Source organism: Streptomyces sp. Y2F8-2 (assembly GCF_014905555.1).
GTDB lineage: Bacteria > Actinomycetota > Actinomycetes > Streptomycetales > Streptomycetaceae > Streptomyces > Streptomyces cynarae.
The window spans coordinates 293,693-311,218 of sequence record NZ_BNGS01000007.1; the positions used below are offsets into that span (position 1 = coordinate 293,693).

The window sequence follows — 17,526 nt, forward strand, 5'->3', positions numbered from 1 at the left end:
CGCGGCGGTAACAAAGAGCCTAGAACGCCTTTGCGCTGGTGGGGAGATCATTTGCGTCATTGCTGTGCTCCAGCCGTGGCCCGAAAAGCAGTGGGCTGCGGGTACCCGGTGGGGGCACCCGCAGCCGCCCTTGCTTTTACAGGTACTGACCGGTGTTTGCCACCGTGTCGATGGAGCGTCCGGTGTCTGCGCCTTGCTTTCCGGTGATGAGGGTACGGATGTAGACGATCCGCTCGCCCTTCTTTCCGGAGATTCGGGCCCAGTCGTCGGGGTTGGTGGTGTTGGGCAGGTCCTCGTTCTCCTTGAACTCGTCCACGCACGCCTGGAGGAGGTGGGAGACGCGGAGGCCTTTCTGGTTGTGTTCGAGGAAGTCCTTGATTGCCATCTTCTTGGCGCGGCCGACAATGTTTTCGATCATGGCGCCGGAGTTGAAGTCCTTGAAGTAGAGGACTTCCTTGTCGCCGTTGGCGTAGGTGACTTCCAGGAAGCGGTTCTCGTCGGACTCGGCGTACATCTGTTCCACGGCGGTCTGGATCATGGCCTGGACAGTGGCGCCCTTGTCGCCTCCGTGTTCGCTGACGTCGTCGGCGTGCAGGGGGAGGTTTTCGGTGAGGTACTTTCCGAAGATGTCCTTGGCGGCTTCGGCGTCCGGACGTTCGATCTTGATCTTCACATCGAGGCGGCCGGGGCGCAGGATGGCGGGGTCGATCATGTCCTCGCGGTTGGAGGCGCCGATGACCACGACGTTCTGCAGGCCTTCCACACCGTCGATCTCGGCGAGGAGCTGGGGGACGATGGTGTTCTCCACGTCCGAGCTGACGCCGGAGCCGCGGGTGCGGAAGAGGGATTCCATTTCGTCGAAGAAGACGATGACGGGGGTGCCCTCGCTGGCCTTTTCACGGGCTCGCTGGAAGACGAGGCGGATCTGTCGTTCGGTTTCGCCGACGTACTTGTTCAGGAGCTCGGGGCCCTTGATGTTGAGGAAGAAGCTCTTGCCGGCGGCCTGGCCGGTCACTTCGGCGACCTTTTTGGCGAGGGAGTTCGCCACGGCCTTGGCGATGAGGGTCTTGCCGCATCCGGGGGGTCCGTAGAGGAGGACTCCCTTGGGCGGGCGCAGCTCGTGCTCCTTGAAGAGGTCGGGGTAGAGGTACGGGAGCTCGACCGCGTCGCGGATGGCTTCGATCTGGCCGGCGAGGCCGCCGATCGCCTCGTAGCCGATGTCGGGTACCTCTTCGAGGACGAGTTCTTCGACCTCGCTCTTGGGGACGACCTCGTAGACGTAGCCGGAGCGGGGTTCGAGCAGGAGGGCGTCGCCGGGGCGGATGGTGACGTCCAGCAGCGGCTCGGCGAGCCGTACCACCCGTTCCTCGTCGGTGTGCCCGAGCACCAGGGCGCGCTCGCCGTCCTCGAGGATTTCCTTGAGGGTGACGATGTCCCCGACGCGCTCGAACTCCATGGCTTCGACCACGTTGAGCGCTTCGTTGAGCATTACTTCCTGGCCGCGGCGGAGCTCGTCGAGGTCCACGCTGGGGCTGACGTTCACGCGGAGTTTGCGGCCTCCGGTGAAGATGTCGGCGGTGCCGTCCTCGTTCGCCTGCAGGAAGACACCGAAGCCGGCCGGTGGCTGTGCGAGCCGGTCGACTTCCTCCTTGAGGGCCACGATCTGGTCGCGGGCCTCACGGAGCGTGTTGGCGAGCCGCTCGTTCTGCGCGGACACGCCGGCCAGATTGGTCTGCAGCTCGACGATCCGCTCTTCGAGAATCCTCGTGTGCCGCGGAGAGTCGGCGAGCTTGCGTCGCAGGACGGCGATCTCCTGCTCAAGGTAGGCGATCTGCCCGGCAGGGTCGTCGGACCCTCGTCCCGGGCGGATGCCGCGGTTCATGTCGTCGTCGTGGGCTGCCACGGTCCTCACCTCCTCCAAGGGGAGCTGGACGCTTCCAGACCCTACCTGGGTGGGTGTCGATTGAAACCCCTAGATCACAAAGACTGTCGGGGTGTGTCCGATCTTCACCCTTGCGCTCTCCCTCACGCCAGGGGAATACCCACCGAACATGATTGGGAAGCGGCCGAAGGTAGGGTCGGGGTGTTCAACACCCGTCAGAGCTGGCCGGATTCCCGGGGCTCTGCGCAGTCAACGGCAGGGGAGATGACCGTGCAGCAGGAGGCCGGTGTCGGCGGCGAGGAGCTGGAGGTCTGGATCGACCAGGACCTGTGTACCGGTGACGGCATCTGTGCCCAGTACGCGCCGGAGGTCTTCGAGCTGGACATCGACGGTCTGGCTTATGTGAAGGGGCCGGACGAGGAGCTTCTGCAGGTCAGGGGTGCTGCGACGCGAGTGCCGCTGCCGCTGGTCGGGGACGTGGTGGATTCGGCGAGGGAGTGTCCTGGCGAGTGCATCCATGTGCGTCGGGTTTCGGACAGGGTGGAGGTGTACGGCCCGGACGCTGCGTGATCACTCGGCCACCTCAGGTCAGCCGTGTCTCTTTTCTCACACTGTCGAGGCTTTGCGGCTGCCGTCGGCGGCGGTGCGGAGGAATGCGCCGTTCTTCCACTGCCACTTGACGTCGTCTTTGACGTCGGGACAGCAACTCGGTACGTCGGGCGAGGAGTAGCCGAGCAGGGTTGCGGTGACGGCGGCGTCGCGGACGGCGAAGTCGGTGACGGTGTTGCGGTCCTTCGGGTCGACGAGGGTGGCGACGACGCGGGGTGTGGTGGTGCCCGCCGCCTGGGTGAGGACGTAGAGGCCGTCGGGTGGGGTGCCCATGCCGGCGTCGCAGTGGACGACGACGACGGTTTCGGGGCGGCCGTCGCCGTCCAGGTCGCCGGTGGCTTTCTTGACGACGAGGAGCTTGGTGGGGCCGCAGTCGAGGGGGAAGTCGGCCCTGGCGGGGTCGGGGGGTGCCGTGGCGGCGGGGGCGGCCTTGGTCCCGGTGTCGGGTTGGGCCGCCGTTGCGGCGCCCGGCTGCAGCACGGAGGACAGGGCGATCACGCCGGAGACTGCGGCGGCGGTGGCAACCCAGTGGATGGGCCGGGTGGTGGTGTGAGCCAGTTCCGGGACGGCGGAGTGCTGCACGGGGGAGGTGTCTCCTGTGAGGGCTGTGCCGGTGGGGGTGCCCCGCATCGTGCCACACGTCACAGTGCGGGGGAACTGCGGGGTGGGCACTGCTGGTGGTGCGTCAGTTTCCGTGTGCGCCGGGGGTGGAGAGGGATGGCCGCGCCAGTGGGTGGGTGTGTGCGCGTGTGTGTGCTTCGGCGGGTGGGCGTGTGTGGGTGTGTGTGCTTGAACGCGTGAGCGCCGTGGTCGAGTTCCGCGAGGCGTGCGGGAACTCGGCCACGGCGCTGGTGTGTTGGGGGCTGTGTGGGGGCCGGGGTCAGCGGCCGGTGCCTCCGTCGGCGTTGGGGCCGGTGTAGTCCTCGCCGTAGGCGCCCTTGGCGGGGCGTCGGCGGCGCATGGGCGGCTCGACGCCGTCGGCGAGGCGGCGGGCGGTGAGGAGGAAGCCGGTGTGCCCGATCATGCGGTGGTCGGGGCGGACGGCGAGGCCCTCGATGTGCCAGTTGCGGATCATGGTCTCCCAGGCGGTCGGCTCGTTGAAGCAGCCGATCTCGCGGATGGACTCGACGGTCCGGGCGAGCTGGGTGGTGGTGGCGACGTAGCAGCAGACGATGCCGCCGGGGACGAGTGCCTTGGAGACGGCCTCGAGGCATTCCCAGGGAGCGAGCATGTCGAGGATGACGCGGTCGACATCCGTGTCGGACAGGTTGTCCTGGAGGTCGCCGACGGTGAGCTGCCAGGCGGGGTGGGGGCCGCCGAAGTAGCGTTCCACGTTGGCCTGGGCGATCTCGGCGAAGTCGGCGCGGCGCTCGTAGCTGTGCAGCATGCCCTGGTCGCCGATGGCGCGCAGCAGGAAGGTGCTGAGCGAGCCGGAGCCGACGCCGGCCTCCACGACGCGGGCGCCGGGGAAGATGTCGGCGAAGGCGAGGATCTGCCCCGCGTCCTTCGGGTAGACGACGGCTGCCCCGCGGGGCATGGACAGGACGTAGTCGGGGAGCAGGGGGCGCAGCGCGAGGTAGGCGACGTTCCCGGTGGTGCGGACAACGCTGCCCTCGGGTGCGCCGATCAGTTCGTCGTGCGGGAAGGAGCCCTTGTGGGTGTGGAAGTTCTTTCCCGCTTCGAGCGTGAACGTGTAGTGGCGGCCCTTGGGGTCGGTCAGCTGTACCTGGTCCCCGACCTTGAAGGGCCCGCGACGGCGGGCGGCACCGGTCGGTTCGGACATGTGACCAGCCTACCGGCACCTGAGGGGGCCGCCGACCATGCCCGGTGGCACTGGGCTCAGCTGGGGCGGGCCATGGCCTTGACGAAGGCGCGTTCGACGTCGGCGGCGGAGAGGACGCCGTAGATCTCGCCGGTGTCCTCGACGACGAGGTATTCGGTGGCGGGGGTGGCGCGCAGGGCGTCGAGGAGGTCTTCTCCGGCGAGTTCGGCGGAGACGCGCATGCCGTCGGTGAGTTCCTGGGCGAGGCCGCTGACGGGGACCCAGGGGCGGCGGTGTTCGGGTACGCCGACGATGGCGGCCTCGCGGACGAGGGAGAGGGGCTGGCCGTGGGCGTCGACGACGACGAGGGCGCGGGCGCCGACGGCGTTGGCGCGGCGCAGGGCCTCGGAGAGGGGGGTGTCGGTCTCGACGGGGACGGCGCGGCGGGTGAGGGTGCGGGCGCGCAGTTCGGGGAGGTGCTCGCGCAGGCGGGCCATGCGCAGGCTGTTTCCTGCGCCGGTCCAGATGATCGCGGCGAGGATGGCGGCGAGCAGGGCGTCGGTGACGGTGTCCATGCCGACGTTGTCCTCGGCGGTGGAGCCGAGGGCGCCGGACTGGGTGAGCAGGGGCAGTCCGATGAGGACGGCGAGGGCGAGGGCGCGGCCGACCCAGGCGGCGGCGACGGTGCCGCTCATGGGGCGGCCGGTGATCTTCCAGACGATGGCGCGGAGCATGCGGCCGCCGTCGAGGGGGAGGCCGGGGAGCAGGTTGAAGGCGGCGACGATGAGGTTGGAGACCATGAGGCCGGCGAGGAGGACGCCGGGGACGGTGCCGGGTTCGACGGGCTTGAGGGCGAGGTAGAAGATCCCGGCGAGGGCGAGGGAGAGCAGGGGGCCGACGAAGGCGAGGACGAATTCGCGGCCGGGGGTCTCGGCTTCTTTCTCGATCTCGGAGGCGCCGCCGAAGAACTGGAGCTGGATGCGGCGTACCGGGAGTTTGAAGCGGAGGGCGGCGACGGTGTGGGCCAGTTCGTGGACGAGGACGGAGGCGTAGAAGGCGACGGCGAAGAAGAGGGAGACGAGGTAGCGGGCGGCGCCGAGTTCGGGGAGGACGCGGTCGAGCTGTCCGCCGAACACCCAGGTGATCAGTGCGGCGACGAGGAACCAGCTGGGCGCGACGTAGACGGGGACGCCGAAGGGCCGTCCCATGAGGATGCCGCCGCCGGGGTCCTTGGGGCGCTGCGGGGGGCGTCCTTGGCCGGGGGCGCCTGTGTGGGCGGTGGTGCGCTCGGGCGTGTGGCTGTGCGGGTTCCGGGGGGCGGGGTGGGTGTCCGCGGGGGGTGCCTGGCGGTGGTCGGTGTGCGGTTGGGGGGTGGTTGGGCCGTCGGAGTGAGGGGGTGCCGGCCGGGGTGCGGAGTGGTTGTCCGCCCGGGTGTCGGGGGCGCCGTTCGCCGGGGGCTGCGGGGTGCTGCCGTCGTCGGCGGCGGGCAGCTGGGTGGGGGCCGGTGTCGTGGCTTCGCCGCCGGGTGGGGGCGGGGTCGGCGGTCCGGCGGGCGCGGGGTCCTCGTCGCCGGGCGCGCCAGGGGCTGTGGTGGGTGCGGTGGGCCCGTGGGGGGACGGCGTGTGCTCGTCATCGGGTCCCGGGGTCGCGGTGGTGGGTGCCGCGGGCTCGGTGGGGGGCTGGGCGGGACTGGGTGATTCCTCGCGGGGCGTGTCGTGGGGCTCCCCGTTGTTGCCGGGGCGCGGTTGTGCGCTCCCGCCGCTCTCGTCCACGCTGTCCCCTCGATCGATGCGTCTCCCCGGCCCCGGTCGTGCCGGGTGGGAGGGTCCGGTGTCGATGGTATGCGGCCGTCGCGTCGTGTTCCGCCCCGGCACCCCTCCGTTCTGCCCGTGGTCGGGTCTTTCCCGGCCCGTCGGTGGGTGCTCGGGCCGGATGGTGGCTGGGTCACTGTCAGTGGTGGGCCGTATGGTCTGTGGTCATGGAATCCAGCACCGACGGCGCCGCCGTGCCGTCCGCCGTGGCCGCCGCGCCCCCGGTTTCGCTGTCGCCGTCGCGCGCCGGCGATTTCATGCAGTGCCCGCTGCTGTACCGGTTCCGGGTGATCGACAAGCTGCCCGAGAAGCCGAGTGAGGCGGCCACGAGGGGCACGCTGGTGCACGCGGTGCTCGAGCGGCTGTTCGACGCGCCCGCCGCCGAGCGGACCGCGCCGCGCGCCAAGGCGCTGCTGCCCGGCCAGTGGGACCGGCTGCGGGAGAGCAGACCGGAGGTCGTGGAGCTGTTCGCGGACGATCCGGACGGTGAGCGGCTGGCGCGCTGGCTGGGTGAGGCGGAGCGGCTGATCGAGCGCTGGTTCTCGCTGGAGGATCCGACGCGTCTGGAGCCCGCCGAGCGTGAGCTGTTCGTGGAGGCGGAGCTGGAGTCGGGGCTGAGGCTGCGCGGGATCATCGACCGCGTCGACGTGGCGCCGACGGGTGAGGTGCGGATCGTCGACTACAAGACGGGCAAGGCGCCCCGGCCCGAGTACGCCGAGGGCGCGCTGTTCCAGATGAAGTTCTACGCCCTGGTGGTGTGGCGGCTGAAGAGGATCGTCCCGCGGCGGCTTCAGCTGGTGTATCTGGGCAGTGGGGACGTGCTGACGTATGACCCGGTCCTTGCCGACCTGGAGCGTGTGGAGCGCAAGCTGCTCGCGCTGTGGGAGGCGATCCGGGTGGCGACGGAGACGGGCGACTGGCGGCCCCGCCGCAGCAAGCTGTGCGGCTGGTGCGACCACCAGGCGGTGTGCCCGGAGTTCGGTGGCACTCCCCCGCCGTATCCGCTGCACGTCCGCCCGGCCGCGGGTGTCCCGGCGGCGGCGCAGTCGCTGCCGGCTCAGCGGGTGGACGGCGCTGCGGACCCGGGGGTGTCCGCGTCGGTCAGGGTGCCCGAATCGGGCGGTGACGCGCAGGGCAGAATGGGGCCGGACTAGCGAAGGAGACTTACGTGGCCATCCGCGTCCTACTGGTCGACGACCAGCCGCTGCTGCGTACGGGCTTTCGGATGATTCTGGAGGCCGAGCAGGATCTCGCGGTCGTCGGTGAGGCCGGAGACGGCCTCCAGGCGCTCGACCAGGTGCGTGCCCTGCAGCCCGATGTGGTTCTGATGGACATCCGCATGCCCCGTATGGACGGCGTGGAGGCGACCCGGCAGATCACCGGGCCGGGGCGGGACGGCCCGGCGAAGGTGCTGGTGCTGACGACGTTCGATCTGGACGAGTACGTGGTGGAGGCTCTGCGCGCCGGTGCGAGCGGGTTCCTGCTCAAGGACGCGCCCGCCAACGAGTTGGTGCAGGCGATCCGGGTCGTCGCGGCGGGCGAGGCGATGCTCGCGCCGAGCATCACAAGGCGGCTGCTCGACAAGTACGCCACGCATCTGCCGTCCGGGGACGAGCCGGTGCCGGACACCCTGCACACCCTCACAGAGCGGGAGGTGGAGGTGCTGAAGCTGGTGGCGCGCGGGCTGTCCAACGCGGAGATCGCCGCCGATCTGTTCGTCAGCGAGACCACGGTCAAGACGCACGTCGGCCATGTCCTGACGAAGCTGGGGCTGCGGGACCGGGTCCAGGCGGCGGTGTACGCGTACGAGAGCGGGCTGGTGCGTCCCGGCGCCCAGTAGTCGGGGCACTGTGACGGTGAGGGCGCCCCTTGGGGGGCGCCCTTCGTGCGTGGGGGCCCGGCTCAGCCCTTGCTGATCTCCCAGAACCGGAACACGGTGGAGGCGTCGAGGCAGTACTCGAGCCCGTAGACGTCGTCCCGTGTGACCGCGTACTGCTTGGCCTGCCAGACGGGGATGACCGGGACGTCCTCGGCGACGATGTGCTGAAGCGTGCGGTATTCGTCGTCGGTGGCGGAGCGGTCGCTCTGGGCGGCCGTCTTGGGGATCAGTTCACCGGTGATGGTGCTGTTGGCGTAGTGGTTGTCCAGTACGTTGCCCTTGCCGAAGAACGGCGCGGTGAAGTTGTCGGGGTCGGGGTAGTCGGGCACCCAGCCCTTGACGTAGGCCCCGTACTTGCCGGCCGCGATGTCCTTCTCGTACTGGTCGAAGGGGACGGACTTGACGCTGGCGTCGAACAGTCCGCTGTCGTTCAGCTGCCGGGCGATGGTCTTCAGTTCCTCATCGGTGGCGGGCCCGTAGCGGGAGGGCGTCGACCAGAGGGTGAGCGTGACCTTGCCGGTGATGCCCTGGGCGCGCAGCGCGGCGGCCGCCTTGGCCCTGGAGGGGCGGGCGCCGTAGGTGTCGAAGAAGGACGTGTCGTGGCCGGTGATGCCGGCCGGGATGATCGAGTACAGGGGCGTCGCGGTGTCGTTGTACACCTTGTTGACGAGGGCGTCGCGGTCGAGGAGGTAGGCGATGGCCTTGCGGACGCCGAGCTTGCCGGCGACCGGGTCGTCCATGTTGAAGACGAGGTGCTGGACTTCCGCGCTGGAACCCTCGACGACCTCGATGCCCTTGCCGGTGGAGGTGTCCTTGTCGATGCCGGCGATGTCGGCGGCGGCCAGTCCCCGGTAGGCAAGGTCGACCTTCCGGTCCAGGAGGGCGTTCTTCAGAGCGGACTGGTCGCCGTGGAAGAGCTTCAGGGTGACGCCGGAGTTGTGCACCTTGGCGGTGCCCTGGTACTGCGGGTTGACGGAGAAGACGGCCTTGTCCTTGCCGAAGGAGTCCAGCTTGTACGGGCCGGAGCCGACCGCCTTGCCGTCCGTGCGCAGCTTGTCCGCGGGGTAGACGTTGTGGTCGACGATGGAGCCCGCGCCGGAGGCTATCTTGCTGGGGAAGGTGGCGTCGGAGTACTTCAGTTTGAAGACGACGGTCTTGGCGTCGGGTGTCTCGACCGAGCCGAGCATGGGGAACATGATGGCGGGGCCGGCCGAGTCGTTGATCTTTAGCATGCGGTCGAAGGAGAACTTCACGTCCTTCGAGGTGAGCGGGTCACCGTTGCTGAACTTCAGACCGTCCCTGAGGCTGCAGGAGTAGACCTTGGTCTGCGTGTCCGTGAACGTGCACTCCCTGGCGGCTTCCGGCTCCGGTTCCGTGCCGCCCTTGGGGAAGCCCAGCAGGGACTGGAAGACATTGTTGAACAGCAGCCAGGACCCCGGGTCGTAGCCGGAGGCCGGGTCGGTGGCCAGGACGTCGTCGGACATCCCCACCACCACGGAGGAGCCGGTGCCCGAGGAGTCGTCGGTCGAGGTGCCGCATCCGGTGAGCAGGCCGGCGGCCAGCCCCGTCGCTATGGACAGAACCGGCCACTGGGTGCGCATGTTCACGTGCATGTGCCTTGTCTTCGGTTGTCGTTCGCCCCGGACTCCGCGCGTTCCGGGCCGTGCGGAAGTTCCCGGATCGTACCGCGAACGGGGCAGGCCCCCGGGCATCTGCCCGGGGGCCTTGAAGAACCGCTGGTCACCTGGCCGGTGGGAAACCGGTCGGCCGACCGGTCAGCTGCCGACGCCGCGGCCGAGCTCCCACAGCTGCAGCGTGGAGGAGGAGTTCATCGCGTACTCGCTGCCGGTGATGTCGTCGCGGGTGGCGACGTACTGCTTGCCCTGCCACAGCGGCAGGATCGGCACGTCGTCGGCGACGATGTCCTGCATGTCGGCGAGGCTCTTCGACGCGGTGAGCCGGTCGGCCTCACGGCGGGACTGCGGGATCAGCGTGTTGATGATCTCGGGGTTGGCGTACGGAGATCCGAGGGTGTTGTCCTTGTCGAGGAACGGCGCGAGGTAGTTGTCGGCGTCCGGGAAGTCCGGGAACCAGCCCATGCCGTAGACGTCGTACTCGCCCTTCTTCTCGGCCGGGCGGAACTTGTCCCAGGGGGCGCCCTGGATGGTGACGTCGAACAGACCGCTGGCGTTGAGCTGCTGCTTGAGCACCTCGAACTCCTTGGCTGTGGCCGGACCGTAGTGGTCGGTCGTGTAGTGCAGCGTCAGCTTCACCGGGTCGGTGATGCCCGCCTTGGAGAGTATGGTGCGGGCCTTGCTCACGCTGGGGTTGCCGTACTTGTTGAAGAACGAGTTGGAGTGGCCGGTGATGGTGGCGGGGACGAGCGAGAACAGGGGCTCGGCCTCGGTGCCGTACACCTTGGAGACCAGCTCACCGCGGTTGATGACCTGGGCCATGGCCTGGCGGACGGCCTTGCTCTTCACCGTGGGGGCGTCGGTGTTGAAGGCCAGGTAGCGGATCTCGAGGCCCGGCATCTCCACGAGGTTGACGTTGCCGTGGCTGTCGTTCTGGAGCTTGCGGATCTGGTCCGGGTCCATCGTGCGGGTCATGACGTCGATGTCGCCCTTGTCGAGGGCGGAGCCCATCGCGTCGGCGTCGGGGAACGACTCGAGGACGACCTTGTCGTTCTTCGGCGTCAGCAGGCCCTCGTAGTGGGGGTTCTTGGTGAAGGTGGCCTTGACCAGCTCGTTCTTCTTGACCTCGGCATGCATCGTGTACGGCCCGGAGCCGTCGATGTCGAAGCCGTCGCGGAGCTTGTTCTTCTCGTAGTCCTTGGGGTTGACGATGCCGGCGACCGGCGTCGACAGCTTGAACGGGAAGGTGGCGTCCGCGGTCTTGAGGTGGAAGATGACTTCGTTGTCACCCTGCGTCTCGACCGTGTCGATGGTGGACAGCAGGGCGAAGACACCGCTGTCGGCCTTGATGGCGCGGGCGCGGTCGATGGAGTACTTCACGTCGGCCGCGGTCACCGGGTCGCCGTTGGCGAACTTCAGGTCCTTGCGCAGCTTGCAGGCGTAGCGCTCGTTGCCGGTGTCGGTGAAGCCGCAGCTCTCGGCGGCCTCGGGCTGCGGCTCGCCGTCGCCGCGCGGCTGCACCATCAGCGTCTGCACGGTCTGGCGCAGGATGTTCCAGGAGCCGACGTCGTAGGCGTACGCCGGGTCGACGGGCGCGGGGGCGTCACTGGAGGCGATGAACCGGTCGGTGGTGCCGACGACGATGGCGTCACCGCTCTTGCCCCCGCTGCTGGACCCGCCACAGGCAGCGAGGACGGGGGTGAGCAGACCGGCGACGGCCGGCAGCACCAAAGTCTTGCGGTTCATGCTCGAGTTTCTCCAGAGCTGTTGGGTCCGTGTATCCGCCATGCATGGGTGGTGCGGCGGATCACGGGGAAGTGGTGATGTTCTCGCGCTGAGATTAGTCCGCACCTGCACGAGGGCTGACAGCCACCGGAGTTGAGTTCCCATCACGCTGTGAAACCGGGTGTGAACGGACCGAAAAACCGGGCGGGGGAAGGATTCGTGCAGCGTTTCACCAATCGGGACACAAGGGCGCGTCGAGGCCGCCCGAATGGGGTGGAACAGCACACGCCGGGCCCGCTGTCGACCCCTGCGAGCGTGGGGAACGTCACATACTGAACGGGCGCTCTCCGCCCGGAATTCGCTCGGCTGGGCCGGTATTAATTCATTCGGCTGGACAGCCGGAAGTAATCCGTCCATTCACTCTGCACGCTGAGTGAGTGATCAGCGCATGTGCGTCATCAAACGTGCGTCATCAAACGCTGCAGAAATGGCAGGTCGACCTCTTCGAGCGAGGTGACGACGGTGCGGCGGGCGGCCGGTTCGATGGGAGCGATCGAGGGCACGGCCACCACGCGGCAGCCCGCGGCCTCGGCGGCCGTGACCCCGGTCACGGTGTCCTCGATGACCGCGCACCGCGTGGGGTCGGCGCCGAGGCCGGCGGCGGCCCGCAGATACGGGTCCGGGAACGGCTTGGTGCGCTCGACCTCGTCGCCTGCGACGGTCAGGGCGAAGTACTGCGGGCCGACGGAGGCCAGGATGCGGTCGATGATGCGCCGGTGGGAGGCGGAGACCAGGGCGGTGGGGATGTCGTGCGCCGCGAGTTCGGCCAGCAGCCGTGCGGCGCCCGGCATCAGGGGCAGTCTGCGGTCGATACGGTTCTCGAACCCGTCGTTGAGCAGGACGGTGAGTTCGTCGAGGGTGATGTCCGCGCCGGTGGCCTCGATGAGGAATCCCGCGCTGCGCGTCATGGGACCGCCGACCACGACATGGCGCCAGGAGTCGTCGAGCGTGTGGCCGAGGCCGGCGAAGACCTCGACTTCGACGTCCCACCAGAATCCTTCGGTGTCCACGAGGGTGCCGTCCATGTCGAGGAGCACGGCCTGCAGGGCGGAGCCTTCGGCCGTACGGGTTCCGAGTGCGGGAACCGTGGTGGTCATCCGGCGTACCTCCTTCAAGGGACGACCAGGCCGGTTCCCAGCAAGGGAACCGGCCTGCGGTGGATCGACCAGTGTACGTCGCGCGTGGAAGAAGTGCCTCTTCGCGCGGGGGCGCCACGCCGTGCGGGCCCAGGGGGACCTGCGGAGACCGCCGGGGCGGCATCCACCCGGCCACCAGGACACCCGGGGCGCTCTGGGCGCTCTGGGCGCTCGGCGGCGCGGGGAGACGCGCCGGCGGGCTCGCCGGGGCACACCCTCACCGAACCGAAGACGCGTCGGCGTGGCTTACCGGGGCACACCCCGCCCGCGCCGAAGACCCGCCACCGGAGCTCGGCGGGGCACACCCCGCCCGCGCCGGACGACACGGGAGGGGCCGCCGGGGCCCGCGGACGGACGTTACCGGGCGTTGAAGTACTTGGCCTCCGGGTGGTGGATCACGATCGCGTCCGTGGACTGCTCCGGGTGCAGCTGGAACTCCTCGGAGAGGCGGACGCCGATCCGCTCCGGCTCCAGGAGCTGGGCGATCTTCGCGCGGTCCTCCAGGTCGGGGCAGGCGCCGTAGCCGAGGGAGAAGCGGGCGCCGCGGTACTTCAGGGCGAACATGTCTTCCATGTCGGTGGGGTCCTCGCCCGCGAAGCCCAGCTCGGCGCGCACGCGCGCGTGCCAGTACTCGGCGAGCGCCTCCGCCAACTGCACGGACAGGCCGTGCAGTTCCAGATAGTCACGGTAGGAGTTCGACTCGAACAGCCGCGCGGTCTCCTCGCCGATCCTCGAGCCGACGGTGACGACCTGGAAGCCGACCACGTCCCTCTCCCCCGACTCCTCCGGACGGAAGAAGTCGGCCAGGCACAGCCGGCGGCCGCGGCGCTGGCGCGGGAAGGTGAACCGGGTGCGCTCGTTGCCCTCGTCGTCCAGGATGATCAGGTCGTCGTCCTTGGACACGCAGGGGAAGTAGCCGTAGGCGACGGCCGCTTCGAGGAGGTTCTCGGTCTGCAGCCGGTCCAGCAGGCCGCGCAGCCGGGGCCGGCCCTCGGTTTCGACCAGCTCCTCATACGTCGGCCCCTCGCCGGTGCGGGCCTGCTTCAGCCCCCACTGGCCCTTGAACAGCGCGCCCTCGTCCAGCCAGCTCGCGTACTCCTTGAGCGGGATGCCCTTGACGATGCGGGTCCCCCAGAACGGCGGGGCGGGCACGGGGTTGTCGGTGGCGACGTCGGAGCGGACGTGCCCTTCCTCGGGCCGCTCCTCGATCTCCACGGCGGCCGCGCGCACCCGCCGCTGCCGCAGCTCCGGCAGCTTCGCCCCGGGCACGCCCCGCTTGACCCCGATCAGGGCGTCCATCAGCCGCAGGCCCTCGAACGCGTCACGGGCGTAGCGGACCTCGCCCTCGTACAGCTCGTGCAGGTCCTGCTCGACATAGGCCCGGGTGAGGGCGGCGCCGCCGAGGATGACCGGGTAGGTGGCGGCCAGACCGCGCTGGTTGAGCTCCTCCAGGTTCTCCTTCATGATCACCGTGGACTTGACCAGGAGACCGGACATGCCGATGACGTCGGCCTTGTGCTCCTCGGCGGCCTCCAGGATCGCGGAGACGGGCTGCTTGATGCCGAGGTTGACGACGTTGTAGCCGTTGTTGGACAGGATGATGTCGACGAGGTTCTTGCCGATGTCGTGCACGTCGCCGCGCACGGTGGCCAGCACGATGGTGCCCTTGCCGGCCTCGTCGGTCTTCTCCATGTGCGGCTCGAGGTAGGCGACCGCGGACTTCATCACCTCCGCGGACTGCAGCACGAACGGCAACTGCATCTGGCCGGAGCCGAACAGCTCGCCGACGACCTTCATGCCGTCCAGCAGGGTCTCGTTGACGATGGCGAGGGCCGGGCGCTCCTGGAGGGCCTCGTCCAGGTCGGCTTCCAGGCCGTTGCGCTCGCCGTCGATGATCCGCCGCTTCAGGCGCTCCTCCAGCGGCAGCGCGGCCAGCTCCTCGGCCTTGCCCGCCTTCAACGACTTCGCGGTGGCGCCCTCGAACAGCGCCATCAGCTTCTGCAACGGGTCGTAGCCCTCGCCCCGGCGGTCGTGGATCAGGTCCAGCGCCGTCCGCACCTCTTCCTCGCTGAACCGGGCGATCGGCAGGATCTTCGAGGCGTGCACGATCGCCGAGTCCAGACCGGCCTTCACGCACTCGTCGAGGAAGACGGAGTTGAGCAGGATACGCGCGGCCGGGTTGAGACCGAAGGAGATGTTCGACAGGCCCAGCGTGGTCTGCACCTGGGGGTGGCGCTTCTTCAGCTCGCGGATGGCCTCGATGGTGGCGAGGCCGTCCTTGCGGGACTCCTCCTGACCGGTGCAGATGGTGAACGTCAGGCAGTCGATGAGGATGTCCTCCTCACGGATGCCCCAGTTCCCCGTCAGGTCGGCGATCAGCCGCTCGGCGATCTCCACCTTCTTCTCGGCGGTGCGGGCCTGGCCCTCCTCGTCGATGGTCAGCGCGATCAGCGCCGCCCCGTGCTCCCTGGCGAGCCGGGTGACCTTCACGAAACGGGACTCGGGGCCGTCACCGTCTTCGTAGTTCACCGAGTTGATCACCGCACGGCCGCCGAGCTTCTCCAACCCGGCCCGCAGGACGTCGACCTCGGTGGAGTCCAGCACGATGGGCAGCGTGGAGGCGGTGGCGAAACGGCCGGCCAGCTCCTCCATGTCGGCGACTCCGTCGCGGCCCACGTAGTCGACGCACAGGTCGAGCATGTGGGCGCCCTCACGGATCTGCTCCCGGGCCATCTCCACACAGTCGTCCCAGCGGCCCTCCAGCATGGCCTCACGGAACTTCTTCGACCCGTTGGCGTTCGTGCGCTCGCCGATCGCCAGGTAGGAGGTGTCCTGGCGGAACGGCACCGACTGGTACAGCGACGCCGCACCCGGCTCGGGCTGCGGGTGCCGCTCGGGCGGCGTCAGGCCACGGACCCGCTCGACCACCTGGCGCAGATGCTCCGGCGTCGTACCGCAGCAGCCGCCGACCAGGGACAGGCCGTACTCGGTGACGAACGTCTCCTGGGCGTCGGCCAGCTGGGGGGCGGTCAGCGGGTAGTGCGCGCCGTCCTTGGTCAGCTCGGGCAGGCCCGCGTTCGGCATGCACGACAGCGGGATGCGGGAGTGGCGGGCGAGGTAGCGCAGGTGCTCGCTCATCTCGGCCGGGCCGGTGGCGCAGTTGAGGCCGATCATGTCGATGCCGAGCGGCTCCAGCGCGGTCAGCGCGGCGCCGATCTCCGAGCCGAGCAGCATGGTGCCGGTCGTCTCGACGGTGACCGACACGATCAGCGGGACCTCGTAGCCGGCCGTCTCCATCGCACGGCGGGCGGCGATGACGGAGGCCTTGGTCTGCAGCAGGTCCTGGGTGGTCTCCACCAGCAGGGCGTCGGCGCCGCCGGCGAGCAGGCCCTCGGCGTTGCGCTGGTAGGCGTCGCGGATGCCGGTGAAGGTGGTGTGGCCGAGGGTGGGCAGCTTGGTGCCGGGGCCGATGGAGCCCAGCACCCAGCGCTGGCGCCCGTCGCGCGCGGTGAACTCGTCGGCCGTCTCGCGGGCGATGCGGGCGCCGGCCTCGGACAGTTCGGCGACCCGCTCGGCGATGTCGTACTCGCCGAGAGCGGTGAGGTTGGCGCCGAAGGTGTTGGTCTCGACGCAGTCGACGCCCGCGTCGAAGTAGGCGGCGTGCACCGTGCGGACGATGTCCGGGCGGGTGACGTTGAGGATCTCGTTGCAGCCCTCGAGGCCCTGGAAGTCCTCCAGCGTCGGGTCCTGGGCCTGGAGCATCGTGCCCATGGCGCCGTCGGCCACCACCACACGGGTGGCGAGGGCTTCCCGGAGGGCTTCGGTTCGGGTCCGGCTGTCGGTGGAGGCGGACGAAAGGGACGGGTTCGGCAACGAGGCCATGGAAGATGCTCCCTGGAGTGCGACGGCTGTCGGCTTTGCGTCTCCCCCGGACCTTCCCACGGAAGACGCCCGCGGCCAGGGTAGCCCGGAGCACGCCGTACGGTCAGGGGCGTCCACGGGGCGGGACGGGCGAGGCCCCGGATGACCCCCGCGGGGATTTCCATCGAACGGATGGCGACCACCCATTAGCGGGAGGTCGGCAACGACCGGTAGTGTTCGGCATTGCCGAACGGCGTGTACGTACTCAGCCGACGGCCGAAGTGGACGGAGGGCAGGACGGCGATGGCACGGAACATCCAGTCGCTCGAACGGGCGGCCGCGATGCTGCGGCTGCTCGCGGGCGGCGAGCGACGGCTCGGCCTGTCGGACATCGCCTCATCCCTGGGCCTCGCCAAGGGCACGGCCCACGGCATACTCCGCACACTCCAGCAGGAGGGGTTCGTCGAGCAGGACACGGCCTCCGGCCGCTACCAGCTCGGGGCGGAGCTGCTGCGCCTGGGGACCACCTACCTGGACGTGCACGAGCTGCGGGCGCGCGCCCTGGTGTGGACGGACGACCTGGCCCGCTCCAGCGGGGAGAGCGTCTACCTCGGGGTCCTGCACCAGCAGGGTGTCCTGATCGTGCACCACGTGTTCCGGCCCGACGACAGTCGGCAGGTCCTGGAGATCGGGGCCATGCAGCCGCTGCACTCCACGGCCCTGGGCAAGGTGCTGTCGGCGTACGACCCGGTCGCGCACAGCGAGGCGCTGGAGGCCGACCGCAAAGCGTTCACCGACCGGACCGTGTGCGACCTGGACGACTTCGAGCACGTCCTCGACCTCACCCGGGCGCGCGGGTACGCGGCCGACGTCGAGGAGACGTGGACCGGGGTGGCCTCGGTCGCCGCACCCATCCACGACCGGCGGCGGATGCCGGTGGGCGCCGTGGGCATCACCGGCGCCGTGGAGCGCGTGTGCCGGGACGGGGAGCTGCGCGCTGAGCTGATCGCGGCGGTGCGTGACTGCGCCCGCGCGGTGTCGCGTGACCTGGGCGCCGGACGCTTCTGAGCCCTGCGGCCACCACGGGTCCCGCCCTCCCGGAATCGCGCAGTCCCGAGAACCGGTACGGCATTGCCGTACCGGGCCTTCGGCCTGCCCGCGTCCGGG

The 17,526-nt window shown here is 69.5% G+C and carries 12 protein-coding genes; 4 read left to right on the forward strand and 8 right to left on the reverse strand.

The window, feature by feature from the left end; all coding sequences use genetic code 11:
* Window positions 1-136 precede the first annotated feature (136 nt).
* Window positions 137-1,903, reverse strand: a complete 1,767-nt coding sequence (gene arc, locus SY2F82_RS24575) for a proteasome ATPase (RefSeq protein ID WP_200421339.1) — start codon at window positions 1,901-1,903, stop codon at window positions 137-139.
* A gap of 243 nt (window positions 1,904-2,146) precedes the next feature.
* On the opposite strand from arc, the gene SY2F82_RS24580 reads away from it, so the two are divergent.
* Window positions 2,147-2,452 (forward strand): ferredoxin, encoded by a 306-nt coding sequence (locus SY2F82_RS24580; RefSeq protein ID WP_103839089.1) that lies wholly within the window; start codon window positions 2,147-2,149, stop codon window positions 2,450-2,452.
* A 36-nt stretch (window positions 2,453-2,488) separates the two neighbouring features.
* Here the strand turns inward: SY2F82_RS24580 and SY2F82_RS24585 are convergent, their stop codons facing one another.
* From SY2F82_RS24585 to SY2F82_RS24595, 3 genes are all read right to left on the reverse strand, one after another.
* Window positions 2,489-3,073, reverse strand: a complete 585-nt coding sequence (locus SY2F82_RS24585) for a hypothetical protein (RefSeq protein WP_200421340.1) — start codon at window positions 3,071-3,073, stop codon at window positions 2,489-2,491.
* 298 nt (window positions 3,074-3,371) lie between these two features.
* Window positions 3,372-4,274 carry a tRNA (adenine-N1)-methyltransferase gene (locus SY2F82_RS24590; protein ID WP_103839091.1) on the reverse strand — a complete coding sequence of 301 codons (903 nt, stop codon included), beginning with the start codon at window positions 4,272-4,274 and terminating at the stop codon, window positions 3,372-3,374.
* 56 nt (window positions 4,275-4,330) lie between these two features.
* On the reverse strand, window positions 4,331-6,025 hold the full coding sequence (locus SY2F82_RS24595; RefSeq protein ID WP_200421341.1) for a site-2 protease family protein: 1,695 nt from the start codon (window positions 6,023-6,025) through the stop codon (window positions 4,331-4,333).
* A gap of 206 nt (window positions 6,026-6,231) precedes the next feature.
* Here SY2F82_RS24595 and SY2F82_RS24600 point away from each other — a divergent pair, with 206 nt between their 5' ends.
* Together SY2F82_RS24600 and SY2F82_RS24605 are read left to right on the forward strand one after the other, a co-directional pair.
* The gene (locus SY2F82_RS24600) at window positions 6,232-7,218 is read left to right on the forward strand and encodes a RecB family exonuclease (protein ID WP_236041769.1); all 987 of its coding nucleotides are present in this window, start codon (window positions 6,232-6,234) and stop codon (window positions 7,216-7,218) included.
* 14 nt (window positions 7,219-7,232) lie between these two features.
* Window positions 7,233-7,904, forward strand: coding sequence for a response regulator transcription factor (locus SY2F82_RS24605; RefSeq protein WP_058926326.1), 672 nt, complete (start codon window positions 7,233-7,235; stop codon window positions 7,902-7,904).
* Between the two features lie 62 nt (window positions 7,905-7,966).
* Here the strand turns inward: SY2F82_RS24605 and SY2F82_RS24610 are convergent, their stop codons facing one another.
* From SY2F82_RS24610 to metH, 4 genes are all read right to left on the reverse strand, one after another.
* Window positions 7,967-9,550, reverse strand: a complete 1,584-nt coding sequence (locus SY2F82_RS24610; RefSeq protein WP_200421501.1) for an ABC transporter substrate-binding protein — start codon at window positions 9,548-9,550, stop codon at window positions 7,967-7,969.
* Between the two features lie 168 nt (window positions 9,551-9,718).
* Entirely contained in the window at window positions 9,719-11,323 is a 1,605-nt protein-coding gene (locus tag SY2F82_RS24615; RefSeq protein WP_200421342.1) for an ABC transporter substrate-binding protein, read from the reverse strand.
* Window positions 11,324-11,760: 437 nt separating this feature from the next.
* Entirely contained in the window at window positions 11,761-12,459 is a 699-nt protein-coding gene (locus SY2F82_RS24620; RefSeq protein WP_200421343.1) for an HAD family phosphatase, read from the reverse strand.
* A 396-nt stretch (window positions 12,460-12,855) separates the two neighbouring features.
* Window positions 12,856-16,380: a methionine synthase gene (gene metH / locus SY2F82_RS24625; RefSeq protein WP_200421344.1), complete on the reverse strand. Its 3,525-nt coding sequence runs from the start codon at window positions 16,378-16,380 to the stop codon at window positions 12,856-12,858.
* 282 nt (window positions 16,381-16,662) lie between these two features.
* Between metH and SY2F82_RS24630 the strand changes: the two genes are divergently transcribed.
* The gene (locus SY2F82_RS24630; RefSeq protein ID WP_200421345.1) at window positions 16,663-17,427 is read left to right on the forward strand and encodes an IclR family transcriptional regulator; all 765 of its coding nucleotides are present in this window, start codon (window positions 16,663-16,665) and stop codon (window positions 17,425-17,427) included.
* The last annotated feature ends 99 nt before the right edge of the window (window positions 17,428-17,526 follow it).